Genomic DNA, 18,232 nt, shown 5'->3' on the forward strand with positions numbered 1-18,232 from the left:
CATTGGTTGCTAGAGGCTTTTGTGATGCTATAAACTATATTCATAGGAGGTTTTTCGGATGTCAAAAAGAACTCATATTTGGTTAATTACCACAGATCAAATGCGTGCGGATGCACTAGGTATCGAGAACGCTTCCGTACTGACACCTGAGCTTGACAAGCTTGCTTCAGAAGGCACGCTCTTCACTGGAGCTTACTGCGCTAGTCCCGTTTGCACGCCCTCACGCTCCTCCATCTTTACTGGAAGGTACCCGCATGTTCATGGTGCTTGGAACATCGGTACTGCGCTTAGAGAAGACGAACTTACCTTATGCGATCATTTAAAGACAGCGGATTATAAAACCATCGGTATAGGAAAGATGCACTTCCGTCCACAAATGAAGGGGGACTTTTCACAAGAATATGAAGATCCTGCTTATCGAGATCGCGGAAGAGCTTCCGATGGAACGTACTACGGATTTGATGAGCATCATATTACTGAAGACAATTGTATCGGGGAATATATGGAGTGGCTTAAGGAACGCAACCCGGAAGTAGCAGAACGATTCAGTAAAGACCGTTTCAGAGCCTCCGATGCTCAACACGATGTGTGGGAGAGCGAAATTCCTCCGGAGCTGCATCAGACTTACTGGATTGCTGAACGGAGTATCGATGCTATCCTCGCCCACAAAACCGAGCAACCGTTATTCTTATGGTCCAGTTTCGTTGATCCGCATCATCCCTTTGACCCTCCAGAAGTTTATACGGATATGTACGCGGACATTGACATTCCGTCTCCAACCAGAGAAGCTGACGACGTTCATCTTCGTCCTCCACATTTGCTGCGTCAGAGTCAGGGAGGATATTGGCCTGGTGGCGGTGAGGAGCATTCTCTTGATGAAGCGCATATGAAACGGCTCACTCGAAATTATTATGCGATGATTACCTTCATTGATGAGCAGATCGGACGTATTATAAAAGCTTGGCGTCAAAAAGAAATGTACGATGATGTTGTCATCCTCTTTACCAGCGATCATGGAGAACTGCTCGGTGACCATGGACTAATTTACAAGGGACCGTGGTTTTATGAAGGGTTAACACGGATCCCGATGATCGTACGTGGTCCTGGGATTGCTTCCGGGCAACGGGTCTCTGCTTTGATGGAACATGTTGATATTGTCCCCACACTGCTTGAAGCCGCAGGTCTCAAATTCCCCTACGGAATTCAAGGCGTGTCACAGATGGAAGTGCTAGCTGGCAGGGAGTCCCATGTACGTAATTCTGCCCTAACCGCTTATATTGCTCATGATCGAGGCATAAACGCTAAGTGTTTGCGAACTACACGTTATAAGCTAGTTATCTTTGCAGGAGAGACCTACGGTGAATTATATGATCTGAAAGAGGATCCTCATGAAAACTACAATCGTTTTGAAGATCCCGATTATAGTGAAATTCGCAGTTCGATGGTAGAATTGCTCGTCCATCGAATGATTCAAGATCAGGACCCATTGCCTCAGCGCCGGAGTAGCTGGTAAATCAAAACACATGCTAAACTCCTTAATCTTTCCGTAACAGACGAAGGACAACCTGAATGTTCAGGTTGTCCTTCGTTAAGATCATTTCCCCAATTCGGATGCCTTTAGAATATTAGAAATTGGACGTCCGGCAATCAATTCGCCGTTGTTTACAAACCCTTCCTCTCGTCCCTCCAGCTCGTGAATAAGACGCTCTCTCCATTCACGTATACGCTCTAAATTATCGGTATATCCGATTGCATTAACCTTCTCTAAGGGATCGGTCACTAGGTTAAAGTACTGCTCTTCGCCTGTCTGAGAATACCATATGAATTTCTCTCTTCCATCCGTTAAAAAGTGGTGAGACTTTTCTCCATAGGCTTGCTCCCCATGAATATAAGACCGCCACACTATCTGATCTCCCTTACACAGCGGCAACACACTTTGCCCTTCTACTGTAACTGGTATTTGGACGCCAGCAGCTTCAAGAAACGTCGGCATAATATCGCGAAGCTCTACAATGGAATCAAGCCGGGAGCCTGCAAGAAGTCCAAGCGTTTCTCCCGGATCAAACACTATGAAAGGAATCTTAGCACTTCCTTCATAAGGAAGAGATTTGCGGAAGTAATGATGATCCCCCATCATTTCACCATGATCAGAAGTAAATAGAATCAAAGTTTCATTTAAAACTCCATATTCCTGCAGCCCATTGATCAACCTCCCAATTTGGTCGTCAAGATGCGTTATTAGTGCATAATATGCGGCACGGGCACGATCCAATCTGCGCTTTGGCAAATGAGTGAACGAAGATGTTGGATCCTTAGCACTGTTTAAAGCTGCATTCTCGTCCACCCAATCTCCGACTGGAGGATCAGGAATTTCCAAATCCATGTACATATCTAGATAACATTGCGGCGGATCCAAGGGGGAATGTGGGCGAACGAAGGAGGACCATAGGAAAAATGGTTTTCCAGGGTCTCTTCTTCGTAAGAAGTCTAGCGATTCGGTTACGCACCAATTCGTTGGATGCATCGATTCCGGCAAATGCCAGGGGCGGGCAACCGTTGAGGCATTGCAATCAAGTCCTAAGTCAGTGATATCCGAATTGGCATTGGTTTGTCTTCGCAGCCACTGTAAATAATCATCTACTTGATCATAGTGTTCATCATATATGGCTTCGCTCTTGTCCCGATTGTAGTGAAGATATCCATCATGAAGCACTACATTATGAAATCCACATAGATTACGTGCAGGATACACATGCATCTTGCCAACACACTGCGTATGATAACCAGCTTGAGCAAGCTCTCCGGCAATCGTATGGGCGTAATTCCATTCAACCTTATCCTGATACCCCACCCGCCCATGTGATCGTTGGCCCATTCCTGTCATGATAGCAGCCCTCGCGGGAATACAACTCGGGGTAGCTGAGTAAGCATGTTCAAATAATATCCCTCTTGATGCAAGAGAATCCAGGTTGGGTGTCTCAACGACGGGATGTCCCATGATGCTCAGGCAATCAAAACGCATCTGATCCACTGTGATAAGCATAAGGTTGGGCCGCTTTGAGCCATTTTGATGGTCCAGATTAGTGTCAATCATAACCTCACTCCCTTCTTATACTCCTGCGATGACGGACGGTGTTGCGATCGTGTGCCACAAATTCGCACTTATCGCCCTTGGACCGTCATCGTCAACGAGACCGTCGAACGTAAGTAGCTCCTCTTCTAATTCAGCTATCTGTTCCACTTTCCCTTCGACATAACTATTGATTCGATGAATAGCCGTCCTAATCCTCTGAAGCATACCTCCCATACGAAGATCAAAAACATCAAGACCAAACACCTTATTTTCCAGCTCCCATTGCACCCGATAGTCATCCATAAATCGAACGGCTAAATCTGATAGTTCTGGCAAAGTCACCTTGGCAAAATGAGCCAATTCCTCAACATTCCCTCGATGATAAGCATCACGTATGGAAATCCCGATTTCGCTCTTTATCGCAAGCAAGCGACACAAGCTGGCTTGTACAGAGAATAAGGATTGCCAAGGCGAATTCCGAGTAATCGCCTGTTCAAGCATTTTCGCACTTTGCTGATAATGCTTCGAATACACGCTAGGAATAACATGTCGATCGAACAAACCACACAAAATATCTTGATAAAGCAAGTATTTAGCCGGATTGATGGAACATCCCCCCGGTGCCGAATTACCTGGAACCAGGTTAGCCGCATCGAGTGCCATAAAGTCATCATAATGGCCTTTCACGCAGCTACTGAATCTTTCTTTGACATGACTCTCCACGAAACATCCCGTGTAGCACAGCTCCGCCCAAAGTTGAAGGGTAGGAAGAACCGAGAAGACAGAAGCTTCAGCACCATTATCTCCCCATGCGGTAATCAGCACTTCTTGAATTCCATGCTTAACACAGCTATCATGAGCCAGCAGACTGACTTTGCGGCTGAATTCATTGTTTGGAGCGAAGCCCATCCATTTCCAAGCACCACCTGCAAATCCAATATGATCATTCAGCTGCTTATGTTTGCGTAACATTCCGTCGTATTTCTCCTGCGTTTCCGAATAGTAATCCCAATAGATCAAGGTAACATCTTCAGGAATCAGCTTAACAATATCGGGGCTGATTGGACTTTCAGCATCGTAATATTCTCCGGAACTGGCCAGACGGAAAAACATGTCGCTCCACATCATCGTACGGAAACCATATTTCCTGGCGATTTCCATAACAGTACTAAAGTGTTTTAACATCAAGGAGGATCGATCTTGATACCCATGCTTGTCTAGATATTTACCAAGTCCCATCATATGCGCTTCGTCCATCCCAATATTTATACGGCGACTGCTTACATGGGTCGCCATGAAAGCGAACATTCGATCAATTAACTCGTAAGTTCTCGGATCATCAATGAGGAGAATGTCTTGGAAATCCACTAGCGGTGCATGTGCTTGCCATTTCAATGCTTGGCCCAGATGAGCCAGCGTCTGGATACAAGGAACTAATTCTATACCAAATAACGCTGCATACTGGTCCATCTCCCGAATTTGCTCCCCTGTATATCGACCTCTTAAATAACCGAAATAAGGATACCCCTCAAGTTCGTAGGTGTCTTCCGTATACAGTTGAACCGTTGAATATCCCATAAGCGCTAAGCGCCGAATCAATTCCTTATATCCTTCATGGTTAAGAACAGCATTTCTTGAGCAGTCTACCATGAAACCTAGCTGTTCATAAACCGGCATTTCATTAATTTCAACTCTCTCACCACGACGTAAATTCTCTAGCAATCGGCTGAGTGCCCGGATCAACTGATGTTCCTGTTCATACTCAATAGTGGCCTGAATCTCATCGTAAGATATTCGAATGCCCTTCCCTTGTTTCTTACAATTTACTGGAATCCCTGACCGTTCTATTCGAATACTCAATATTCCCGCTACTTCTGAAACAGCTGCTAACTGTTTCTCGGTTAACCCTGTCAAGTGAATGCTATGTATCATAGACTTTCCCCTCCTAATCTTATTATAAGTATGCGATCAGTAGCGCCGCACATTCTTGGTTCTTCTTCAAATCATTAAACGGAAGATCCGGGCTGCTTCAGCCCGGATCTTCTCTATCCATCAATTATTCAATACCTTGTTCTTTGGCCTTCGCATTTACTTCTTCTATCATTTTATCAAGACCTTTAGCTTTATAATCGTTCACAATGTTATTCCAGTAACTCTCAACGGGTTCTTTGGAAAGCATGATCTTAAGCAGATCATCATGGTCCAGCACAGTAAATTTATCCTTTGTTGGGGTGGACAAATACGTTAACCGAATGTCATATTCTGGAACCTTCGTATTGTTCTGAATCCAATCGATATAATCGACAGCTTCTTTGCGGATCCCTTCGTTAGCGATCGTCGGGTTATCCATGTTATAGCTATCGGAAGTTTCATAAGCCACCAAATTTTTTAGAAATCTACTAGCTGGATACTTCTCATTTAATGAACCCTTTTCAATGACAACCTTCTGCCCATTTTCGATCTTGTAATCGACACCTTCAATGCCATAAGTCAACAGGTCCTTGCCTTCAGGAGACAACACATAATCATAGAGTGCCATGATGCGATCCATCTTTTTATCGTCAACCTTATTGCTGAAATAACTTTCCGACCAGTACGTTTTAAAAATAGCATGTGAGCGTTCACCATCAGGTCCAATAAGTGGCTTGAGTGCCTTTACGCTCTCCATGATATCCTTATCCGGATAAGCTGTTTTCCAGCGTTTTTCATACATATCGCTATTTAAATTTATAAAACCGCCACCGCTTAGAAGAGCAGCTGCTTTACCTGCTACGAAATTATCATAAGACTCTGCAGGCTTTACAAGCGCGATGTCTGGATCGATCAAACCTTTTTCGTACATATTCTTCATGTTTTGTAACGCCGGAAGCGCTTTTTTCGAAAATACAGCAGGTATAAACTTACCGTCCTCTTTGATCCATTTAAAGTCACTGCCGCTTCCATCACTCGTGGCGACCGGGTTACCGTACAACCAGAAGAATCCGCCCAGCATCTTGGTAGTTGTCGTCGTAAGACCGGTAATATGCTTCCCTTCCGGATCCGACTTCACGATTGCATCAAGCATAGCTTCAAACTCTTCCCAGGTCTCGGGTTCTTTTGTGATTCCAGCTTTTTGAGCAAGATCCCATCGATAGAACACCATACGATCCAGTGCGCTCCAATCGACACTCGGGAACATCCGGCGAGGAACGGTATAATACTTTCCGTCTACACCTAAACCTTTAATGTCCGGCGATTCGAAGTATTTTGCAAGGTTAGGATACTTAGAAAGATCCGGAAGTGCTTTGACAACACCTTGTTCAACCCATTTACGCTGATATTGCGTACCGACAGCGTCGATCGCAAAAATATCAGGCAATTGACCGGAAGCAGCCCACATTTGAATCTTCTGGGTATAGTCATCCCAGGTCATATTGACAGGTTTTAATGTAATGTTGAATTTTTCTAATACTTGTTTGGCGATCGGGTCTTTTTCGATGTTAGCAATTTCAGCATCCGCGTCCCAGAAACCAAGAGAAATGGTCATTGGATCCTTGTAAGGGTTGTCCGTGGAATTAGAAGAATCCGGAGATACTTCACCGTTTGATGCCGTCTGCCCTTTGTCGTTATTGCCTCCACCGCAAGCCGTGAGCACCGAAGCCAATAAAGTTATGCATAATGCCAGTGTCATCATTTTCTTTCTAAGCATGCTTGAAACCTCCCTTTATACTATTTTAGGATAGAATCAATCTATTTAAAATCTTTCTTATCCTTTTATCGAACCAACCATAATGCCTTTATTAAAATGCTTCTGCAGGAACGGATAAACAACAATAATCGGAATGCTCGAAACTACAATTGCTGCCATTTGAAGTGCAGGTGTGTAGACCTTCCCCGTCTGCTCCTGCTCGGCCATCGTCTGTGCCATTTGACTTAGCAAGGAATTCGAAGTAATGAGTGTCTCACGTAAATAAATCTGAAGCGGGGCCTTTGAAGCGTCACTGATAAAGATCAACGCGTACCACCATTCATTCCATCTTTCCACGGCATAGAACAAAGCAAAGGTCGCCATGAATGGGGCAGAGATCGGAATAATGATTTTGTAAAGGATGTACAGATCATTTGCCCCATCCAGCTTAGCTGACTCTTCCAGACTTTCTGGGATCGTGTTGAAATAGTTTTTCATAATGATCAGGTAAAACGTATTGAGACCCGCGGGTATGATCATGACGAGTATATTGTTTACGAATCCTAGATCTTTAACGACTAGATAAAAGGGAATTAAACCGCCATTGAAAAACATAGTGAACAAGATCAAACTAAGCATTATGTTTCTTCCCGGCATGCCCCGCTTGGATAATGCGTATGCTCCCGCTACAGAGATTGTCATGCTGAACAACACGCCAACCGCCGTTACGATGACAGAATTTAAAATCGAAGTCCAAAACTTCATATCCTGAAGCAACAGCTTGTATGCCGACAGGTCAAACGAAAGCGGAAAAATATAAAAGTCACTTTTACTAATCGCTTCGAACTTTGCAACTGAGATAATAAGAACATTATAGAAGGGAAAAAATGTTACTAGTGCTAGAAGCCCCAGAACCACGAATGCGACGATATCGAAGACACTCCATTTTTTTCTCTTTTTAACCGTTGTGTCGGTCACTTGCTTCACCCCTTTTCCTGCAAATTAATACAGTCCTTCCTCACCCATTTTCTTAGCGAACGAATTGGCCGCCCATAAAAGGATTAGGCTGATAATGGACTTGACGACACCCACGGCGGTCATATATCCAAAGTCGCCCCCAATCGTGAATGAAGTCCGATAAATGTATGTATCGATCGTGTCGGCAACCGAATATACCGGTGAACTATACAGATTGAATATTTGCTCGAAGCTCGAACCTTGCGTCAATAATTGTCCAACTTGAAGAATTAACAAAACTGCGACGGTACTCTTCAAGCCCGGCCATGCGATGTTTAGCAGACGGCGAAACCGGTTCGCTCCGTCCACTTCCGCCGCTTCAAACAGCTCAGGATTGATCCCTGCAAGCGCTGCTAAGTAAATGATTGAATCCCAACCGATCTCTCGCCACACATGTGTGATATACAGAACGGGTCTAAATGCACTTTCATCTACAAGCGGAGAATTTGGATCCCCGCCAAACAACATGATGATCTGGTTATAAATCCCGTCCTTGCTTAAAATATTGATGATAATCCCCGACAGTACAACCCACGATATAAAATGCGGGAACGTCAGGATCGTCTGAAAAAACCGCTTCATTTTTGTCCTGGAAAACTCATATAAAACAATCGCCAGGATAATGGGCATCGGAAAATGAGTGATCAGCTTCATTAAGCTGATAATGACCGTATTCCAAAATGCCCTACGAAAATCGGGGTCGGTCAACAGCGTTTGAAAATTCTCTAAGCCAATCCAGGGACTTCCCAGGATCCCCTTACTGTAATCAAATGATTTGAATGCTAACGTTACACCGTACATGGGAGCATAGCTGAAGAGGGCGTACCAGATTAACACCGGTAGAACCATGAGGTAAAAATACTTGTACTGTAAAATCCTTTTCCCTAAGCTTTGCTTAGGAGCACGAGTCTTTAAGCTTCGCTTAGGCGTACGAGCGGTTACAGAATCAGCCAATCTTCTCCCCACCTTTCTGTATGAGATTGTTTATGCTTGTAAGCGATTTATATGGTAAATTATATCGGGAGTGTAAATTATCTTGTATAGAGGATACAACTCCGGTCATGTGGATTTTTCACACCTTTGTGGGTGACCTTCCTGTGACACGTAATATCGGACATAGTGAGCGTAAGATAGTCCATACCCCCCTTGATCCACAATCGCTAGGATAAATCTAAGAGCTCCATATAGAAAGGGGGATTCACTTATGCGTTCAGTGATTATTGCAGATGATGAGAAGTGGATTGTAGAGGGAATTAAAGCAGGAGTAAATTGGAAGAAATACGGCTTTGAAGTGATCGACGATGCCGAAAACGGGCAAGAAGCCCTGCAATTAATTCAATCGCTTCGCCCCACCCTTGTTCTAACAGATATTAAAATGCCTGTAATGAATGGGCTAGAGCTCATTCAACGTGGTAAAGCCATCGCACCTGATACAATTTTCATCGTACTCAGCGGACATGCAGAGTTCGCTTATGCACAAAAAGCGATGAATTATGGTACGTTCGGATACTGCCTGAAACCTTTTGAAATCGAAGAAATCGAAGGAATGCTTAACCGAATAGCCCAGCAACACGAATCGAAGGTGGTTAAAGAAATCCCTGTCCATGACTTCGAACTATATGAAGCGGTTTGTTCCGGAGATCTTGAACGAATTAGCTTATGGTTGGACGAGAAGCGAATCCCCTTGTCGGAAGATCGCCCTCATATCCCCATTGTTATCCAAGGGTTAAGTTCGCCCGCAGATGTCGGGCAATTCTCTTCCTTGGTCTTCCCGATGAGCCGCCGACGTTATGGTTACTTATTGGAAGAGTGCCAATACGAAGTCTTCCTTCGGGGTCTTGAACATACAGAGGTTGTACAAGAATGCGGGGTCGGGATCGGTCCTCCTATTTCGGATATACATCAACTGGATGCGGCTTTAGAATCCGCTTCTCATGCTGCTTTCAGTATGTTCGCAACGGGGATGCCTGGATGTTATCAGGTGAATCCACAACAGGAAATACCGATCGACGAGAAGCTCAAAGAGATCTCCCGGATTCTTCATAATAAAGACCGGCTCGGTTTTATAGCAGCCATGGAATCGATAAAGAAATTATTCAAAGAGGGAACGTTCACCATTAAAGAAGCCTATTTGCTCTACACATCGATCCTCTACTTATTTCCTCGGGAAGGGACTCGGGTTAACGGCCGTTTTTTTGAAGGATATGAACAGCTCTATTATCGATACGGTACGGCTGAAGCTATGATCGATGATTTGATTCTTATGACGCTTGATATTTTTATGAACAGAAACGAAACTGATATTTCACGAATTTCAAACCACAAAGTCAAAGAAATCATGTTGTACATCCGCAACCACTTCAATCAAGAAATCTCGATTCAACATTTAGCCAATCAGTTTTTCTTAAGTCCAAATTACTTATGCCAATTATTCAAGAAAGAAGTCGGCGAGACCATCATCGAACATATCAGTCGATTAAGAATTGAATACGCTTGTAAAATGCTGGTCGAGACCGACCTTTCCATTTACCAAATCGGTGAGAAATGCGGTTTTCAGGATTATTTCTACTTCACACGAATTTTTAAACGGCATCTCAAAATGACACCTACGCAATATAGGGAACAAAGCAATGAAGACATTTAAGAGATTATCCATCCGTACTCAGGTTCTGTTATTTGGTTTATTTATTGTTGCCATTATCCCAATCATCGTTTCACGAGTCTACCAACTATCAAGCGAGACCATCATTAATCAAAATACGCAATACAATACGGAGCTGGTCTCCCTTCTCAAGCAACGGATTTCTAACAACTATGCCAACGTTTCTTCCATGATGATGAATGTAGGATACGATTCGACTGTCCAAAAGTTCCTAGTCGAGAATGATAAGCTTCGAGGCTACGACCTATCCCAAAAGGTAGAGGGACTATTGAGTATCGCGCGAAATATGAATACGGACATTTTAGATATTATTGTTATCGGCAGCTCTAACACACGTATTTCCTTAGCGGGAAGAACCAAATATGCCGTCGATCTTATGAAGACTGCTGGGGATGATGGAATCGTTCATTATCGCGGATACAGTCCTCCAGACAAGGTCATCGACAAGAGAAAATTACTGTTCGGGATGAACATCTTTGCTTCAGGTGACACGTCCCTATATGGCGAAAAAATTGGCTACATCGCAGTTATTGTGGATATGAAGGCTATTCAAACTGAAATTTCAGAGTACCCTCGATTAGTCGGAACCAGCTTTTTTATGATGGATGATAAAGGGCTGATCTACTCAAATAGTGATGAGCCGGAGGACATGCTCCAGCAGTTTCAAACTCGGGCAACTGGAAGGGATGGAGAGTCAATCGTCGAAACAGTTAACGGAAAGAAATATGCAATTCAGTCCTTTATCTTACCGGAGATCTCTGGAAAAATTATAACCGCTGTTCCTGTCCATAATTTAATGAAAGAACTGGAGAAATTAAAGAAGGTCAGCTATGCTCTTCTAGCATTAATCTTATTGGTCGTCTCTATTCCCTACTCTGTACTCATGATGAATCTCTTAAGACCGTTGTCTAGGCTTATGCGCTATATGAATCAATTAAAAGGCGGAAGTCTAGGAATATTGAACAACAAGGTCGATTTAAAAGGCTATGCTGAAATTGAAATCATCTCTCGACAGTTCAATGATATGACAACGCGGATTCACGATTTGACGGACCAATTAATCGATGCAAACACCCAGCTTTACCAGACAGATCTGGAAAAGCAACGTGCCGAATACTCGTATTTGCAAAGTCAAATTAATCCCCATTTCTTAAGCAATACTTTAGATACAATCAAAGGCGTTGCGATCGTAAAAGGAAATCGGGAAATCTACGAAATGACTACCGCCTTAAGCACAATGCTCAAGTACAGCATCAAAGGCAAGGAGGAGGTAACTCTTGGGGAAGAGCTGAAAATCGCAGAATCTTGTGTGAGGATTTACCAAGGCCGTTTCCCTGACAAATTCAGTTACAAGCTGTTTTGTCCACAGGAATGGTTACACATTCCCGTACCTAAAATGATCCTTCAACCTATTGTCGAAAATGCGCTTGGTCATGGACTTGAGGCTCAAGGTCAGGGAGTCTTGCTGATCACAGTAGAGAAAAGCGAAGCGGGACTGCTTGAAATCGCTGTAGAAGATAATGGTGTAGGCATCGTTGCTGCGAGACTGGAACAGCTAACCGAGCTGCTGGCTGGTAAGAACATAGAATCCGGTGATCATATCGGGCTCCTAAACGTCAACAACCGTCTAAATCTTAAGTACGGTGATCCCTGCGGCGTTCTGCTGTACAGTAAGGAAGGTAGCGGGACGAAAACCGTTTTGAGGCTTCCCGGGGCTTTAATTGATCAGCAAGAAGCCAGAGAATAAAAAAGGAGGTTGCCCTTTCAGGGGCAGCCGCCTTCTCAGTTGTCTTTCTTTCCTCATTCAAAGGGACAACGCTAAGCATCCTTTGAGGATGAGCTCGCATACTCTTTCGCATGATAGGGTCCACCTTCCATAAGTACCGTCCATAATGGATCGATATCACAGTCCATGGAGCTCATCATGTTGTCATGCCATTCATTCAACAGATAGACAGCCTTCATACAAATGTCTTTACGCACTTCGGCGAGATTATGTTGTTCGTAAGGATCATGCTTCATATCAAACAACATTTCTTTCGGAAATCCATGGTGTCCGTCATGATAGGTGCGTATATATAACCATTCCTCAAATCGGATGCTGCGTTGACACACATGCGCGCATTGTGAGATTACGAGATACTCACGCCCTCCTAAATGTCCCTCTAGAATGGTATCAGCATAACTTTCACCATCCCAAGAAGGAGCCCCTTTCAAATTCAGAAGGCTTGCTAATGTCGGTCCGAGATCAAGGTGATAATGTAGCCCATCCTCCACTATTCCCTTCTTGCCGCCTGGCCAGCGAATAATCATCGGAAGACGGCAAGTCGCCTCGTCTGCCGTGCCATGCTCGGAGTAAATCCCTAGCTCGCCCAGGCTCTCTCCGTGATCCGCTGAGATCAAGATAGCCGTATCTTCCATCACGCCAAGTTCTCTGAGCTTAGAAAATACTTTCCCGAGATGCTCGTCCAGATACTTAACTCCAGCATCATAGTTGTCAAAGATAACTCGCAGGTCATCACGATTCTCTATCTCCTGCTGATGCCTAAAATGCTGATGATAATGCGATTTCGCGAGTGCATTCATATCTTCAATACTATGCTGTCCCTTTTTACTCCGGTGAAGCTCAAACACGTCTTCCGTGATCCAATCGGGTAAAAGCTCCTTCTCGAACGGATTACCGTAGCTCTCGGGTGTACGATAAGGCGTATGAGGATCCCAGAAATTCAGGTGCAGAAACCAATTTTCGGACTCCCCATTATCCTCAAGCCATTTAAGTGCCACAGGAAGCACCTGCTCTGCCGTCTCATGCCCCCTTCCACCAACATTGAACACTTCTTGAAAACCGGCATTAAAGGTCCAGGCCGAGTGCCGTTCGGCGAAGGTGCTAATCGACGCGGTTTTCATGGCCGCTTGCCTTAATATAGCGGGAAGACTCTCCATTCCCAGCCGGTCATTAAATTCGCGTTGCGCCCCTTCTCTACGCATATCAGCAGCGGTCCCGCCATGTCCTACAATCCCATTATGAATGCCAAATCGTCCCGACATTAAAGCAGAACGGGACGGTAGACACGGCGCATCTGAACAATAGTAGTTGGTAAAGGTGACACCTTCTTTAGCGATTGAATCGATATTCGGGGAGGTATTCCGATGATAGCCATAACATCCCAGATGGTCCGGGCGAAGCGAATCCAAATCCAAATACAAGATTCTCATGAGTTATACCCTGCCTTTCCTTTTAATCGAAATGGTTACGCATCGATTCGGGCAGTTCAGAATGATCTGCTCATGCTTATAGAGTAAATGAATATGGAAAGCTCCGCTATGGAGTAGCGATGTTTGTTTTTGTATATTCGATACTTTTTCGGTACTCTGCCGGACCCCTGCCGTATTCGCCACGAAATACCTTACTGAAATGTGAAGCATCATAATAACCACAGCTCTGGGAGATATGCTCGATGGTATAATCCGTATACTCCAACATTTGTTTAGCTTGCTGCAGCCGCAATTTTCGTAGCATTTGCATAGGTGTCAATTTATATATTTTCTGAAACGCCCGGCTAAAATAAACAGGATTCATATGATAGAGCTTGGAAAGCTCCTCTCTACTAATCTCCTGATCAAGTCTCTCCTCCATATATTGCAACGCCTCGTTAAAGCGGTCCGTGACATAGGGATCTCGTGATGAGCGGCGCCCGCCAAGCTTGGTGCTCTCCATAATTTCATAAAGGAGGAGAAATGCCAATGAACCGACCTGAACATTTCTGAAATCATCCTCCTCCTGCAACCACAGGCTTCGCAGCTCGTCAAACCTTCGCTCATATTCGCTTTGATCCCGAATCCGAATCACCTTGCCTAGCGGGAATAACTTGAAGAAGTCATCTCCGTCTCGCACCTTTGCGTTAATATTAAACAGATAATGTACGCCTTCCATTTTGGAGATCACATTAAAAGGCTCGTTAGGACGGTGGATCATCACGTCTCCGGCAGAAGCAACATATTCTCCCTCGGAGGATGTCGTCAATACCTCACCTTTTTGGATATAAGAGACGGTATAACAAGACTGGACGTAATCGAATAAGACCCGCTTCTGATATTGAATTTTTATGACGTCCAGCACGGTGATATCAAACTGACTATGAATGATAGAGGACAAAGAAGTTCCTCCTTCTAATGTAGTAGTCTTTATGTATTCTCAACCGGTATAATCAGCCGCACATCGAAAGCCAATATTTCCTGCAGAGCTGTCTGGTGTATTTTTGCTCCTGGCCGCCACCCGATAACGGTTACAATAAGATTTATGGCACAAATACGATCCTCCGCGCATCGACCTTGCTACACCACTTACCGGGCCTCTCGGATTCACGGATTCGGAAGATATATGATAGTCCTTAGTAAACCAATCCTCGCACCATTCCCACACGTTTCCTGACATATTATAAAGACCATAGCCGTTAGGCAGATAGGACCTTACAGGTGCGGTACCTGCAAAACCATCGCTGGCATGATTTTTATCGGGAAACTTTCCCTGCCAAATATTGCAGCGATGCTCTCCGCCTGGTTTTAATTCGTCTCCCCAAGGATACCGTTTCTGAACCAGACCTCCTCGTGCGGCATACTCCCACTCCGCTTCCGTAGGCAGACGTTTGCCGGCCCAGCTGCAATATGCATCAGCATCATGCCATGATATGTGGATCACCGGATGATCAAGGCGTTCGTCTATTTGAGAATCCTGACCTTCCGGATGACACCAATTTGCTCCCTCTACCACCCACCACCAGGGAGTTTGAGTAGCTACTTGGGTCAACTTTTTCCCTGTCTCCATGGAAACAAAAGAATGAAACACATAAGACCAACCGAAACGCTCCGCATCTGTAACGTAGTTTGTTTCCTTGATAAAAGCAGCAAACTGCTTATTCGTAACTGCCGTTGCATCAATCAAAAAGGGAGATAAGGTAACATTCCTAGCAGGCCCTTCTCCGTCTGCGGGAAACCCTTCTTTGTCATCCGTCCCCATAAGAAAAGTGCCTCCAGGAATAAGGATCATGCCCGAGAAATCTTTATCCCCTTCTGATCTTTGGAGAGTTGTGTTCTCCTTACAAACATCGATGGAACCTTGTTTCTCGACTTGATTTCGACTAGCTGAACAGCAAGCCCGTATATTCTCTGACATGTACTTACCTCCAATCTGGGATTGTCCCGGCTCTGTCTAAAAAAAGGCTACACCAAGAATGCCAGAGGCAACGATAATGGTGAGCGGATGCAGCTTATATTTTATTAAACCATAAAGTGCAGCGAATACAATGATCAATGTGCCAATGGTCTGCCAACTAATGAAAGCGTGTTCCATGCTATTTAATCCAAACCGAATCGCAGCATAGGCAATCAAGCCTGTAATCACTGGTCGCAACCCATAAAATAACGTTTTAATCCATTGACTGTCCCTCACCCGATAAAAAAAGATGGAAATAACAATGATGATCATTAATGAAGGCAGAACCATACCTAATGTCGACACAATCGCTCCTTCAATTCCAGCTACACGATATCCAATCAAGGTTGCACTGTTCGTTGCAACAGGGCCCGGTGACATCCCTGCGATGGAAACTACCTCTTGAAATTCCCTTTCAGATAACCAACCACCAGCCATAGCTTCATGCTGAATCATCGGAATGATTGCGTACCCTCCTCCAAAGGAGAGCAGTCCAATTTTTATAAAGATAAGAAATAAATTCCAAATCACATTGCTTCCCCCTAGATGTAATACTCTGGATAATTCGATTCTTCATCAGAAGCTTTCAAGGAATCCTTCTCTGTCCGAACTTGGAGCCCTAAGAGCTGTTTGATTGGCATATATACAAAACCGATAATCAATCCAACTGCGATCACGTATATGGGATTGATTCCAGAAACTAATAAAACAATCGGTATAACCAACGCCGTAACAGCCGTAGTCTTGTCAAAAATAGCGTTCTTAGCCATTCGATATGCTGCTACTAGGATCAAGGCAATAACAGCACCATGAATCCCCTTCATGGCGGCAATAACTTTTGGTTGGTCGGCCAGTTGTGAGTAAACGGCGCTAAGCAAACAAACAATGATAAAGGTTGGAATCGTAATCCCAGCGATTGCAGCAATCGCACCCTTCACTCCAGCAAGACGATAACCAATGAATGCCGCCGCATTTACACCTACCCCACCTGGTGCTGCGCCAGCTAAAGATAGAATTTCATCCATCTCCTCTTCAGCCAGCCATTTCCGTTTAGTGGAAATTTCCCGTTCGATCATAGGGATCATCGCATAACCTCCCCCGAAAGTTACGGGACCGATTCGAACAAATACCCAAAACAACTGGAACAATAGACTTATCCTTAGGTCTGTATTCGTCGTCGCATTTGTTTTCATAGTTGTTCTCATGGATTCCACCCTTATATTTTCTGTCGTAATTTCATTATATCACTTTTTCCCAAAATGGAATTAAGTTTTTGAACGGTAAAATACAATCTATGGTTTATGCGTTATACTATATTAATGATAATAAATACAAACTTTATAAAAAACGATCTTTCTAGTTCATCCTATACATAGCTTGGAGGTATATCGTGGAAAAGCGCTCGACACACATTCCATCCCCAAAGAAACTCCTATACGACCGAATCGCCGAACAAGGCACAGTTTCCAAGTTAGATCTTCTACAAACATTTTCACTTACCAAAAGCACAATGACCCGAATATTAGATGAAATGACGGAAGAAGGCTTGCTGATAGAATGCGGATTCGGGGAATCAAGCGGAGGCAGAAGACCTATTTTATACCAGATCAATCCTTCCTACGGCTACATCATCGGTTTAGAGATTTCCAGGCTGTATTCTTCCCTTGGTTTATTTGATATGCAAATGAACCCAAAATCAATTGTTCACTGGCGAATGGATCAGGCATTCACACCTGAAAGATTTATGGATCACATAAGTAATCAAATACGCGCCTTCCTTAGAGACCATCAGCTGAAGGACAGTCAAATTATTGGGATAGGAATAGGAGCCGTGGGACCGCTTGACCGGGAAAATGGTTTAATCTTAAAGCCGCTACATTTCCCTGCTTCAGGCTGGAACAATCTCCCGATTTGCACTCTGGTGGAGGAACGGACAGGCTTCAAAGCTTGGTTGGACAACGGAGCAAATTCCGCACTGCTTGGGGAACGCTGGTCCATCCGTCACGCTAACATTCAACATATGCTCTATGTACATGCTGGAGCAGGGATCCGCTATGCGATGATGTCGCATGGAAGTATTGTTCATGGGACGATGGATATGGAAGATGCCATTGGTCAAATGATCATCCAGACAGATGGACCCCGATTAAATAATGATGGGAACTACGGTGCTCTGGAAGCATTCGTATCTGTGCAGGCGCTAGAACAAAGTGCACGCTCAGAGGCAAAAAATGACAACGACCTGATCCTCCAAAGATATAAAGTCTCGCCTGAGAAGCTAACTTATGATGTACTCGTGCAAGCCTTTAGAGATGGTAATCCACACGCACGTGAATTATTTACTCAAGCCGCCATTCACTTCGGGATTGGCCTCGCCAACGTTATCAACCTGTTACATCCTGAGACTATCATTTTAGGTGGTGCGCTCATCCACTCTCACGAGTTGTTCTTCCAAACGGCGGTTGAAGTGGCACAGCGTAACACTTACCGTTATCCTGAATACCAACCTCACTTCACTCTAGGTACTTTAAAAGAAGAAGCTGTGGTGACTGGTGCGGCTATTATGGTGAGAAATCAAATGGTTCTTTAATATAATAAAAA

Annotated in this window: 14 protein-coding genes; 4 read left to right on the plus strand and 10 right to left on the minus strand. The window is 44.2% G+C overall.

What is annotated here, in order from left to right:
* The first annotated feature begins 58 nt into the window (after positions 1–58).
* On the plus strand, positions 59–1,513 hold the full coding sequence (locus tag H70737_RS17000) for a sulfatase family protein (RefSeq protein WP_042189030.1): 1,455 nt from the start codon (positions 59–61) through the stop codon (positions 1,511–1,513).
* Between the two features lie 81 nt (positions 1,514–1,594).
* On the opposite strand, the gene H70737_RS17005 is transcribed toward H70737_RS17000, so the two are convergent.
* The 5 genes from H70737_RS17005 to H70737_RS17025 form a co-directional block, all read right to left on the minus strand.
* Positions 1,595–3,094: an arylsulfatase gene (locus tag H70737_RS17005; protein WP_042189032.1), complete on the minus strand. Its 1,500-nt coding sequence runs from the start codon at positions 3,092–3,094 to the stop codon at positions 1,595–1,597.
* A 15-nt stretch (positions 3,095–3,109) separates the two neighbouring features.
* Complete coding sequence (locus H70737_RS17010) at positions 3,110–5,005, minus strand: beta-N-acetylhexosaminidase (protein WP_042189034.1); 1,896 nt, start codon at positions 5,003–5,005, stop codon at positions 3,110–3,112.
* Positions 5,006–5,129: 124 nt separating this feature from the next.
* Complete coding sequence (locus tag H70737_RS17015) at positions 5,130–6,761, minus strand: extracellular solute-binding protein (RefSeq protein ID WP_042189036.1); 1,632 nt, start codon at positions 6,759–6,761, stop codon at positions 5,130–5,132.
* Between the two features lie 57 nt (positions 6,762–6,818).
* Complete coding sequence (locus tag H70737_RS17020; RefSeq protein WP_052404326.1) at positions 6,819–7,718, minus strand: carbohydrate ABC transporter permease; 900 nt, start codon at positions 7,716–7,718, stop codon at positions 6,819–6,821.
* Between the two features lie 24 nt (positions 7,719–7,742).
* The gene (locus tag H70737_RS17025) at positions 7,743–8,711 is read right to left on the minus strand and encodes an ABC transporter permease (protein ID WP_042189039.1); all 969 of its coding nucleotides are present in this window, start codon (positions 8,709–8,711) and stop codon (positions 7,743–7,745) included.
* A gap of 250 nt (positions 8,712–8,961) precedes the next feature.
* Between H70737_RS17025 and H70737_RS17030 the strand changes: the two genes are divergently transcribed.
* Both H70737_RS17030 and H70737_RS17035 read left to right on the plus strand, forming a co-directional pair.
* Positions 8,962–10,401, plus strand: a complete 1,440-nt coding sequence (locus H70737_RS17030) for a response regulator (protein ID WP_042189041.1) — start codon at positions 8,962–8,964, stop codon at positions 10,399–10,401.
* On the plus strand, positions 10,388–12,166 hold the full coding sequence (locus H70737_RS17035; protein WP_042189043.1) for a cache domain-containing sensor histidine kinase: 1,779 nt from the start codon (positions 10,388–10,390) through the stop codon (positions 12,164–12,166). Before H70737_RS17030 ends, H70737_RS17035 begins: the two co-directional genes overlap by 14 nt.
* Before the next feature lie 71 nt (positions 12,167–12,237).
* Here H70737_RS17035 and H70737_RS17040 read toward each other — a convergent pair whose 3' ends face one another.
* From H70737_RS17040 to H70737_RS17060, 5 genes are all read right to left on the minus strand, one after another.
* The gene (locus H70737_RS17040) at positions 12,238–13,635 is read right to left on the minus strand and encodes a sulfatase family protein (protein ID WP_042189045.1); all 1,398 of its coding nucleotides are present in this window, start codon (positions 13,633–13,635) and stop codon (positions 12,238–12,240) included.
* Positions 13,636–13,741: 106 nt separating this feature from the next.
* Positions 13,742–14,575, minus strand: a complete 834-nt coding sequence (locus tag H70737_RS17045) for a helix-turn-helix domain-containing protein (RefSeq protein WP_042189048.1) — start codon at positions 14,573–14,575, stop codon at positions 13,742–13,744.
* A 39-nt stretch (positions 14,576–14,614) separates the two neighbouring features.
* Positions 14,615–15,592: a formylglycine-generating enzyme family protein gene (locus tag H70737_RS17050; protein ID WP_042189050.1), complete on the minus strand. Its 978-nt coding sequence runs from the start codon at positions 15,590–15,592 to the stop codon at positions 14,615–14,617.
* 36 nt (positions 15,593–15,628) lie between these two features.
* Positions 15,629–16,162, minus strand: a complete 534-nt coding sequence (locus tag H70737_RS17055; protein WP_042189052.1) for a chromate transporter — start codon at positions 16,160–16,162, stop codon at positions 15,629–15,631.
* A gap of 11 nt (positions 16,163–16,173) precedes the next feature.
* Positions 16,174–16,836 carry a chromate transporter gene (locus tag H70737_RS17060; protein ID WP_231573287.1) on the minus strand — a complete coding sequence of 221 codons (663 nt, stop codon included), beginning with the start codon at positions 16,834–16,836 and terminating at the stop codon, positions 16,174–16,176.
* Positions 16,837–17,021: 185 nt separating this feature from the next.
* On the opposite strand from H70737_RS17060, the gene H70737_RS17065 reads away from it, so the two are divergent.
* A complete protein-coding gene (locus H70737_RS17065; protein ID WP_042189056.1) occupies positions 17,022–18,221 on the plus strand; it encodes an ROK family protein in 1,200 nt (399 codons plus the stop codon).
* Positions 18,222–18,232 lie beyond the last annotated feature (11 nt).

The sequence above is a fragment of the Paenibacillus sp. FSL H7-0737 genome (genome assembly GCF_000758545.1).
Classification (GTDB): Bacteria; Bacillota; Bacilli; order Paenibacillales; family Paenibacillaceae; genus Paenibacillus_AQ.